At 73.2% G+C, this 9,546-nt stretch carries 6 protein-coding genes; all 6 read right to left on the minus strand.

The features are described 5' to 3' along the window. Positions 1-876, minus strand: an 876-nt coding sequence (locus GKQ77_RS20535; protein WP_219690391.1) for a hypothetical protein, incomplete at its 3' end; no start/stop codon positions are given. Between the two features lie 17 nt (positions 877-893). Then, positions 894-1,631, minus strand: coding sequence for a class I SAM-dependent methyltransferase (locus GKQ77_RS20540; RefSeq protein WP_219690387.1), 738 nt, complete (start codon positions 1,629-1,631; stop codon positions 894-896). Further along, positions 1,628-3,037 carry a condensation protein gene (locus tag GKQ77_RS20545; protein ID WP_219690388.1) on the minus strand — a complete coding sequence of 470 codons (1,410 nt, stop codon included), beginning with the start codon at positions 3,035-3,037 and terminating at the stop codon, positions 1,628-1,630. Before GKQ77_RS20545 ends, GKQ77_RS20540 begins: the two co-directional genes overlap by 4 nt. Beyond that, a complete protein-coding gene (locus GKQ77_RS20550; RefSeq protein WP_219690389.1) occupies positions 3,034-7,449 on the minus strand; it encodes an alpha-(1->3)-arabinofuranosyltransferase in 4,416 nt (1,471 codons plus the stop codon). Before GKQ77_RS20550 ends, GKQ77_RS20545 begins: the two co-directional genes overlap by 4 nt. Further along, positions 7,446-8,174 (minus strand): class I SAM-dependent methyltransferase, encoded by a 729-nt coding sequence (locus GKQ77_RS20555; RefSeq protein WP_219690390.1) that lies wholly within the window; start codon positions 8,172-8,174, stop codon positions 7,446-7,448. Before GKQ77_RS20555 ends, GKQ77_RS20550 begins: the two co-directional genes overlap by 4 nt. Further along, positions 8,171-9,379 (minus strand): glycosyltransferase family 4 protein, encoded by a 1,209-nt coding sequence (locus GKQ77_RS20560; RefSeq protein ID WP_125512599.1) that lies wholly within the window; start codon positions 9,377-9,379, stop codon positions 8,171-8,173. Before GKQ77_RS20560 ends, GKQ77_RS20555 begins: the two co-directional genes overlap by 4 nt. Positions 9,380-9,546 lie beyond the last annotated feature (167 nt).

The following is a 9,546-nucleotide window of genomic DNA, read 5'->3' on the forward strand; positions in this document are numbered from 1 at the left end:
GGATTGGGGTGGGGGGCCGTCGTGCTTCGGCATGGCGAGCAGGACGGAGACCGCGAGCACGGTGCCCGCGATGCGCAGCGCGAGGCGCACCGGATCGTCCGGCAGCGCCTCGCCGAACGCCAGCGTCCCGAGCACCGCGGTGAACAGGGCCGTCACCGTCGTACACACCGGAACGATCAGCGACGCGCGGCAGCGCTGGAGCGCGGCCTGCGACATGATCAGCCCGAACGCGCCGGTGAACAGGAGCAGATACGGGTACGGCGAGCGCAGCAGGTCCACAAGGGCGCCGCCGATGCCCTGTGTCGTCAGATGACTGGAGACGCCCTTGATGGCCAGCGAGCTGACGCCGTACAGGAGCCCCACCGCGACGCCGTACTCGACGCCCGCCGACGGCATGCGGTGCCGGTGCTTGGCCCGGCGCTCGGCGGCGCCGTACAGCCACAGGCCCGCGGCGAGCGAGGGCAGGCAGACGGTGAGGACGAGCGCCACGGGCGCGCCGCGGCTCACCGTGTCGTTCTCCTCGTTCAGCGAGAGGACGACCATGAGCAGCGCCAGGAGGATCGCGGCGACCGCGTACCGCTCACGGCCGGAGGTCCGCTCGCCGAGCAGGACCGAGGAGAGCAGCAGCAGAAGGACGAGGCCCGAGACGAAGATGCCCTGCGCGGCGGCGATCGGCAGCGTCCGGTACACCGCCAGCTGGGCGCCGAAGCCCGCCGCCAGGGCGAGCGAGCCGCCGATCCACAGCGGGCTGCCGAGCACCTGCCGCAGCAGCCGCGCCGGATTGCGGACGCTGACCGACGGCATGGTGGTCAGCGCCCGCTTCTCCAGGACGAACCCGGTGCTGTAGAGCACGTTCGCGAGCAGCGCCGCGGCCACACCCCACCACATCGGACTCAAGACCTTCGGGCGTGCAGCAGCAGGATCGAGGAGGCACTGGGCACGGCGCACGCGAGCCGGTCCAGGGCGCGCAGCGGGCGCGGCACGCCGTGGAAGGGCGCACCTGACATGCGTACGACGGTGAAGCCGCTCGCCGCGACGAACTCCCGCAGGGCGCGGGCCGTGTAGAGCCGCAGATGGCCCACGACCTCCTTGCCGGGGCGGCCGTGGATGCCGCGCAGGCTCACCTCGGAGAAGACCGGCTGCACCCCGGCGAGGAGCAGGCCGCGGTTGTACCAGGCCGCGAGGTTGGGCGTGGAGAGCATGAGGTGCCCCCCTGGCCTGAGGACCCTTCTCAGCTCGTCCAGCGCGCTGTCCGGGTCCACCAGGTGCTCGATGACCTCGCTGAACAGGACGGCGTCGGCCGCCCCGTCGGCGAACGGCAGCCCGCCGTCGGTGAGTTCGCCGCGTACGACGTACGGAAGGTGGGCGTGGGCGCGCTTGAGGGCGTCCTGCGACCAGTCGACGCCGATGACGCGGTGGCCCGCGAGGAGCGGCGCCGCGGTCGCGGCGGCCGAACCGTCGCCGCAGCCGATGTCCAGGACGGTGGCGGCACGGGCCGTGGCCGGGCCGAGCGCGTCGGCGAGGATGCGGGCCTGGCGCAGGGTGCGGGCGTCGCCCGAGGCGACCGGCACGCCGGGGTCCTCGTAGAAGTCCCGGAGTCCGGCGGGGCGCTTGGTGGTCGTGGCGGTCACCTCGGCCCTCCCTTCTCGTCTGCCCGCGTGTGCTCCGTCGCGTGCAGGTAGTGCTCGAACAGATCCCGCAGGTGTGCGCCGTCGCCGTGGCTGAGCAGGGTCTTCGACCAGCGCAGGGCGAGGTGCAGGCGGCCCGCCGTGGACGCGGTGGTCACGGTGAGGCCGCGCGGCAGCCGGGCCGGGGCGGAGAACCACACGGCGTGCGCGCGGCCCGCGTCGCCGAAGTCCAGGGCGTACGGGATGCGCCCGATGTTGCTCAGGAGCGTCGTCGACGTCCAGGGCGCGGCGGCCCGGCGCAGCCCGCGCGTGACGGCGGCCCTGAGCGTCACCGGGAGCACCGGTGCGGTCAACAGGCTCGCGCCGTGGCCCAGTTGGGGACGGGCCAGGGCCTTGAGGGCGCGGGTGCGGTCGGAGGTGCGGCGCAGCAGGTCGCCGATGGCTTCCGGCGTCCAGTCACGGTGGCCCAGCTCGGCTGCGCTGAAGGGGACTTCGACGAGCCGGGTGCCGTTGCCGATCGGCATGGTCGCGTCGCGGGGGCGGTCGTCCACCGGCATGGTGATGCGCAGGGGGCGCGGCCGCTCGCCGTGCTCGCGGTTCCAGTGGGCGATCATCAGCGCGGTCGCCACCATCAGCTGGTCGTTCACGGTGAACGGCGACCCCTTGGGCCGGCGCGGCACGGGCAGCTCCGCGACGAGCATGCCGTTGCCGGGCGAGGGCTCGGGCGCGCCCTTGGCGACCCGCGCCGGGGGCGCCCACCCGGAGGGCGCGTCGGCCGGGGGCTGGGGCGCGGCCCCGGCGCTGTCCGGCGTCCGAGTGGGCGGTGCCGCGGGGGAGTTGTCCCGGCCGCCGTAGATCTCCGCGGCCGTGGCGAGGACGCGGAGACAGGCGGGGCCGTCGAGGGCGGTGTGATTGATGGTGAGGAAGAGGACCGTGCCGGGGCCGGCGGGAGTGTCCCCGTCGGCGGGCGTGCCCTCACCCCGCCCGGAGGCGGCGTCGGCCTCGGCCGCCACCACCTCCAGACGGATCGGCGGGGAAGCCGAGAGCGGCGGCGCCTGGGCCAGGGACCGTTCGCGGGCGCGCTTGAGGGCGTCCCGTTCCGGAGCAGGGAACGTCACCGCCTCCACGTCGGGGTCCGCCGTCAGCTCCCACTCGTAGCGGCGGCGGTACCACGGGCCCCGCGCCTCCCGCATCAGGATGCGGGGATGGCGGCGCAGGGCCTCGTTGAAGGCGGCCCGCAGCCGGTCCGGGTCCGGGGTGCCCGGCAGGTGCACCTCGATGTGCACGGTCTCCGGCTCCTCCTCCTGGAGGCAGTGCCGGGAGACCTCGTCGACGACGGGGAACGGCACGCGCGCGGGCGGCCGGCCAGAGCCGTCCGCACGCCGTGCCGGGTGTTCCAGTGCGGTCATCGCTGCGTGCCTTCTCCTGTCGTGGGCCCGCCCCCGTGCCGCGGGAAGCGGACCGTCGCATCGCTCTGCGGCGCGGGCGCGGGCGCGGGCGCGGGAGCTGGGGCGGACGCGGGCGCGGGCCCGGCCTGCGCCTGCTCGGGACCCCGGGCCGAGACCGTGGGGCCCACCCCGGGCCGCGCAGGTTGCCCCGGCTGCCCGGAAGCGGGACCGCCGCCCGGCCCGTAGACCAACGTATCGGCGGTGTCCGGACGCGTGCCCGGATAGGCCTCCGGGTGCTTGTCCGGACGCGCCCGCCGCTCGCCCACACTCACCAGCGCTGCGAACAGGGCGATGAGCGCGAGGAGTTGGGCCACAGGACCGAAGGCTCCGGAGTCCTCGCTGACCGCCTCCCCGGCACCGATCGCCGCCGCGACACCCGCGCCCGCCATCGCCGTGAACGCGATCGGCACCAGCAGCGCGTGCCGCCACCAGGCCAGCAGCGCGAGAGCGGGGACGAGCAGGGCGAACGGTCCCGCGATGACCACGGCCACCAGCGTCAGCGCCACCGTGCCGAGGATCGGACCCGGGGCGGGAGGCGCCGGGGTGAGCGCGTCCGTGTTGGGCTCGCGGCGCCGGACGAGGACCAGCGCGACCAGCGCGAGGACACCGACACCGGCGAGGATCAGACCGATCTCGTAGGTCTGCGAGGGCTCGTAGGTGAGCTTCACCGTGCCGCCCTCGCCCTTGGGCACGAGCCAGCCCTGCTGCCAGCCGTCGAGCCGCAGCGAGGTCAGCTCCTTGCCGTTGAGGGTCGCCTTCCAGCCGTCGTTCACGTTCTCGTACGTCGACAGGTACGAGGCCGCTCCCGCGCCGACGCTCACCTCGCGGCGGTCGCCGAGCCAGTCCTTGATCTTCAGCTCACGGGCGGTCTTGTCCACCTCACCCGGGGTGCCCCGGGTGAGCGAGGCGTCCATGACCGCGAGCGGACCCGAGTCCCCGGTCTCGACGCTGTGCGCGCCCGCGTCGAGGCGTACGGCCGTGTCCTTCTCGCCGCGCTGGCAGAGGCTGATCTCGACCGGCCTGCGCTCGGTGAGATCCGCGACCTTGCCCTTGGCGCTCGTCTCGTACAGCTCGCCGTCGATCGACATCGTCGGACCCTGGCCGCAGGGGAGCGAGAAGCGCTCCGAGGCGTCGGGCTGCGGCGTGCGGTACTGGTCGAGCGCGGGGACGTAGACCTCGGTGAGGCCCACCGGCAGCTGGAGGTCGTCGTCCGCCACCGGGTTGTGGACGGTCAGCGGCGCCGTCTTGGTGATGGTGATGTCCAGCTGGTCGGTGGTGATCGGGGTGAAGCGCGCGATGCCGTTCTCGTCGACGCCCGCGGTCGTCGCCCCGTCCGGCGAGCTGATCTCGATCTTCTCGGGACGGGTGGACAGACCGCCCGCGGCGGGCAGCACGATCTCGCCCACCGGCTGCTTGTCCGGCCACTTGAGGTGGATCACCGGACGGTTGTCGGTGCCCGCGATCCACGCCGTGGTCAGGTCGCCGTCGGTGAGGTTGCGCGGCGAAAGACCCCGGCCGAGCCTGGCCGTGGAGTCGGCCGTGGCGATGATCTGCTGCTTCTGCTCGGGGGCCACCTTGTAGAGCAGCTCGTCCAGCGCGGCACCCGGCATGGCCACCGCGCTCGCCTTCACCTCGTACTCACCGGAGCCCGTGGTGGTGAAGCGGCGGTGCAGACCCGCCTCGGCGTTGACCGGCGAGAGCGCGTTCGGGTCCGAGGAGCGGTGCAGCGAGTACGTCGTCGCGTCGGCGCCGACCGTTTTCTCCGCGTCCTTCGGCAGCTGGAGGAGCTTGGTGACGCGCACCTCGGGGAGGGTGATCTCCGAGAAGCCCGCACCCGTCAGACCCGGGCGCGCCTCCTGCGTGTCCACGATCGTGATCTTGATCCAGTCGGTGGCTCCCGCACGGGCCTTGACGCGCTGCGGAGTGCCGTCGGGCTGCAGCGAGCTGGTGACGCTGCCCGCCTCGGTCTCCACGCGCACCCGGGTGGGCGCGGCCCGCACGCCGTCCTGCGGCAGCGGGGTGACGCGGAAGGAGGACGGGACGGTGATCTCGGAGTTGAACTCCGCCTTGATCCACTCGCCCGCCGCCGAGTCGGAGCCGCCCTCGGCCCAGGCCGTCGCCGGGTCGCCGTCGAAGGCGTTCACCGGGTCGTACTGCGGCAGGTGGAAGAGCCAGTTGCCGTAGGAGGAGGCCGAGACGGACTTGGCGCCGCGCAGCTCGGCCGTCGTCTGGTGCTCGACGCCGTTGGTCGGCAGGATCTGGTGCGGCTTCTTGCCGGGGTCCTGGACCGCGTCGGGGGCGTTCCGCTCGTCGGGGCCGTAGGTGTACGACGTATTGGAGTTGACCAGGCCGAAACGGGTGTCGGCGCGGCGCAGTCCGTCGCCGACCGCCTGGAGGGCGGGCGTGCCGACGCCGGGGTGGTTGTCACCGGTCAGGACGGCCGGGCGGTCCCGCATCGCGGGGTCGGCGGAGAGCGGAAGCAGGGCTTCGGGGCCACCGCTGACGACCGCCGTGTTGGCGACGGGCTTCAGACCGGCCTGGCCCGGGCGCTCGGCGCCCTCGCCGGGGGCGTAGATCTCCACGGCGCGGTCGCGCGGGTAGAGGCCCTCCACCTGGAGGGGCGTGTCGTCGGGAATCGTGCCGCCGGTGGTCTTGGGGCCGAAGCCGGTGACGCGGCGGAAGCCGGACTCCTCCAGGGTGCGCTTGACCGTGGCGGTCGGGACGTGGCCGACCTGGTCCGGGTCGAGGTCATTGCGTACGACGACGTAGTAGAGCCCGGCGCGGGTCAGGTAGTCGGTCAGGCCCGGCACTTCGCCGCCGGTCATCAGCGCCTGCTCGACCGCGTCCATCGCGCGGCGGTTGCCCGGCGTGCCGAACGGCACGTAGTCGCGCTGCGCCCAGCGGGACTCGGCGAGCACGTCGAGGGGCTGGTCGATGGGCGAGCCCCAGGTGTAGATGCCGTGCGCGGTCGCCGGGACGACGAGGGCACGGGAGTCGGGGGAGTACTTCTCCAGCCAGTCGGCCGTCGTCTGCCAGTACGTGGGCAGCTTCTGGAACGAACCGGGCTGGAGTATCGAGCCGTTGACGTACGGCCAGGCGAGGCCGGGCAGCACGAGGAGCGCGGCTATCGCGGGCGCGTACCGTCTTCCGCGCACCGGCCGGACCCCGCGACGCGCCTGGGAGGCGACGCCCGCCAGGTGCATCAGGCCGAAGGCCAGCGCGAGCGCGAGGCCCGTCTGGAACTTGTAGATGTTGCGGAAGGGGACGAGCCCGCCGTTCAGCCAGGACTGGACGGTCTCGTGGAAGGGCGCGCCGAACGCGCCGCCGTACCCGGCCAGCGTGATCAGGACGACCGAGAGGACGGTCAGGACCAGCCAGCGCCGCTCGGGCAGATCGCGCCGGGCGAGCCCCGCGAGGCCGAGAGCGGCGGCGAGCGCCGAGCAGACGACGGTCACGACGGCCGTCGCCACCGTCCAGCCGGCCGGCAGCCACGCCTCACCGAAGTTCAGGTACGCCACCCAGTTGCCGGCGCCGCGCAGCGTCTCGGTCGCCGACATGGTGCCGGTCGTGGTGGCGGAGTTCTCCACGTACGGAAGGAAGTTCTCGCCGTGGATGCCGAGCATCAGCAGCGGCACGATCCACCAGGCGGTGGCCAGGATGACGCCCGGCACCCACCAGGTGATCAGCTTCCGCTTGCGCGGGCCGTTCGGGCGGGAGAGGAGGAAGAGGGCGACCGGGAGCAGCGAGGCGAGGGTCGCCGCCGCGTTCACACCGCCCATGAAGGGGATGATCAGCGCCGAGCGGCAGGCGGCGAGGCGCGCGCTGATCCGCTCGTTGGTCAGCGGCAGCAGCACCCACGGCAGGAACGCGCCGGGCAGCGCCGCGGCGGACGTCGAGCCGACGACCACGGTGAACGTCGGCCACAGGGCGTAGACGACCGCGCCGAGCAGTCGGCTCTGCCGGTTGCCGATGCCCAGGCGTTCGGCGAGGCGCAGCGCGCCCCAGAAGGCGACCGCCACGATCAGCGAGAGCCAGAGCCGCTCGGCGAACCAGACGGGAAGCTGCACGAGGTCGGCGAGGCCGTAGAACGGCAGCATCGGGAAGGCGTACCCGACGTACTGGTCCTGGATCCCGCCGAAGCCGCCTCGGTCGTGCCAGAGCTGGCCGAGGTCGGAGAGGAACTGCCAGGGGTCGACGGTGACACCGAGCTTGGTGTCGAACGTCATCCGCCCCGGCTTCACCGCGAGGAACAGCACGAACACCACGGCCCAGAACCCCAGCAGCCAGCGCCGCGAGCGCGGCCCCCGCGAGGGTTCAGGGGCGTCGGTCGTGGGCCGCACGGAGGCCGGGGGTGGGGCCTGGACCGTGGTCATGGACACCGCCTGAGAATGAGAAGGAGGTTCCAGGTCGCGAACTCGCGCACACCCGGCACCTTGGTGATCGCCCCGGCCAGGAAAGGCCAGTAGCGCGAACGTGCCGACACCACGTCCACGTCGGAACGGCCCCGCACCTGGCGCAGGGTCGTTCCGACGTGATGTGCGAAGAGGTTCTCGCCGAGCGTGTGTTTCGCGGCTTTTCCGGTACGTCTTTCATAGCGGGCGCGGGCCCGGTCGGCGCCCAGGTAGTGCCAGGGCGCCCACTCGTGGCCGCCCCAGGGGGAGAGCCAGTTGGTGAACGAGACATAGATGAGCCCGCCGGGCCTGGTGACCCGGACCATCTCGCTCAGGAACGTCTGCGGGTCGTCGACGTGCTCGAGGACGTTCGAGGAGAACGTGACGTCGGCGATCTCGTCGGCCAGCGGCAGCAGATAGCCGTCGGCGAGCACCGAGCCCTCCGGGGGCTTGGTGCCCGACGCCGTCATCTCCGCCAGGTCGGGCTCGAAGAGGTAACTCTGGGCGCCTCGGCGCCGGAACTCCTCGGTGAAGTAGCCGCCTCCGCCGCCGATGTCGACGACGACGCGGTCCTTCACCTTGACGTACGCCTCCACCTGGTCGGCGGCGTCCTTGGCGAGGAGGGTGTAGCAGCGCTCCGGCTCCCGCTGTTCGCGCATGAAGGCGCGGAAAAGCGTGGCGGAGCGACGCAGGGACGGGTCTTTCACTTAGTCCCCTGTGCGGTCGGGGGCCCGGCGGGCGCGGGTATGGGGAGCCCGGCGGGCGCGTGATGGGCGGCGACCGCTTCGGCCGCCACCGCCTGGAACTGCCGCACGGTGTTGCCCCAGCGGAACTGGGCCGCCCGGTCGCCGGCGGCCTTGCCGAGTGCCCTGCGGCGCTCGGCGCTGAGCGCCAGCGTGCACCAGGCGGCGGCGAAGGAACTCTCGCCGCGGGCGAGCAGGCCGGTCACGCCGTCCTCTATGGAGTCGCGGACCCCTGGGACGTCGAAGCCGACCGAGGGCGTCGAACGCGTCGCCGCCTCGGTGATGACAAGGCCCCAGCCCTCCACGGCCGAGGGATGCAGCAGCATCCACGCCTCGCAGAGCAGCCGGTGCTTCTCGGCCTCGGAGACATGGCCGCGGAACTCCACGCCGGGACCGGCGAGCTGTTCCAGGCGCTGTCGCTCCGGGCCGTCGCCCACGATCACGAGGCGGCCGCCCGTGACCGGCCTGACCCGCTCCCACAGGCGCAGGAGCAGATCGATCCGCTTGTACTCGACCAGGCGTCCCATCGCGAGGAACAAGGGCTCGTCGGAGCGGGCGTGCAGCGGGCCCGGCTCCTCCACGCCGTTGTGCACGATGCGGATGCGCTCGCGGTCCACGCCGATCGCCCGCAGCGCGGTGGCCGTCGACGGCGAGACGGCCACCAGGAGGTTGCCGCGCTGCGCCCCGGAAAGGGCCCAGTGCTCAAGCTTCCTGCCGAGCCGGGCCGCGGGGGCGAGCGCGCCTTGGAAGCGCATCCCCCACAGATCGGTGTGGACGTGGTTGACCAGGCACAGCGTCGGGCCGCGGTGCCACAGCGGCGCCAGGTACGGCATGCCGTTGCAGACCTCCACCAGCAGATCGCAGTCGCCGACCTGCCGGGTGAACGCGGACCGCGCCCGCAGGTAGTGACCTAGGTCGCCGCCCGCGGACACCACGCGGTAGTCGCGGTAGGCCGCGGGTCCGCCGCAGAGCAGCGTCACCTGGTGGCCCAGTTTGCTGAGCCCGTCGGCGAGCCGGTCGACGAGCAGTTCGGAGCCGCCCGCGGCCGGGTTGCCGAGGTCGCGGTGGGCGAGGAAGACGATCCGGCGTGGCTGTGGGGGAGGCGCCGGCAGTCGCTGCGCGTGCCGCGGGGCGGCCGCGCGCAGCGAGGACGGTACGTGCTGGGGCATGCGTGCTCCAACTCGTCTCAGGGTGCGGAACTGTGGGGGGTCGGGCGGGAGAAGCGGTACTGCTGTGGGGCTTGCGGGGTACTGCGGGGTGCGCCGGCCGGGCGCCGCGCGACGTGGGGTCGCTGCGACGGTGCTGTGCCCGGCCGGTGCGGGGGTGGTGCGGGGAC

Source organism: Streptomyces anatolicus (genome assembly GCF_019400875.1).
Classification (GTDB): Bacteria; Actinomycetota; Actinomycetes; order Streptomycetales; family Streptomycetaceae; genus Streptomyces; species Streptomyces anatolicus.

Coding starts and splice junctions, on each gene's coding strand:
- GKQ77_RS20560 (WP_125512599.1), bottom strand. CDS start 9,379: ATGCCCCAGCACGTACCGTCCTCGCTGCGCGCGGCCGCCCCGCGGCAC.
- GKQ77_RS20545 (WP_219690388.1), bottom strand. CDS start 3,037: ATGACCGCACTGGAACACCCGGCACGGCGTGCGGACGGCTCTGGCCGG.
- GKQ77_RS20550 (WP_219690389.1), bottom strand. CDS start 7,449: ATGACCACGGTCCAGGCCCCACCCCCGGCCTCCGTGCGGCCCACGACC.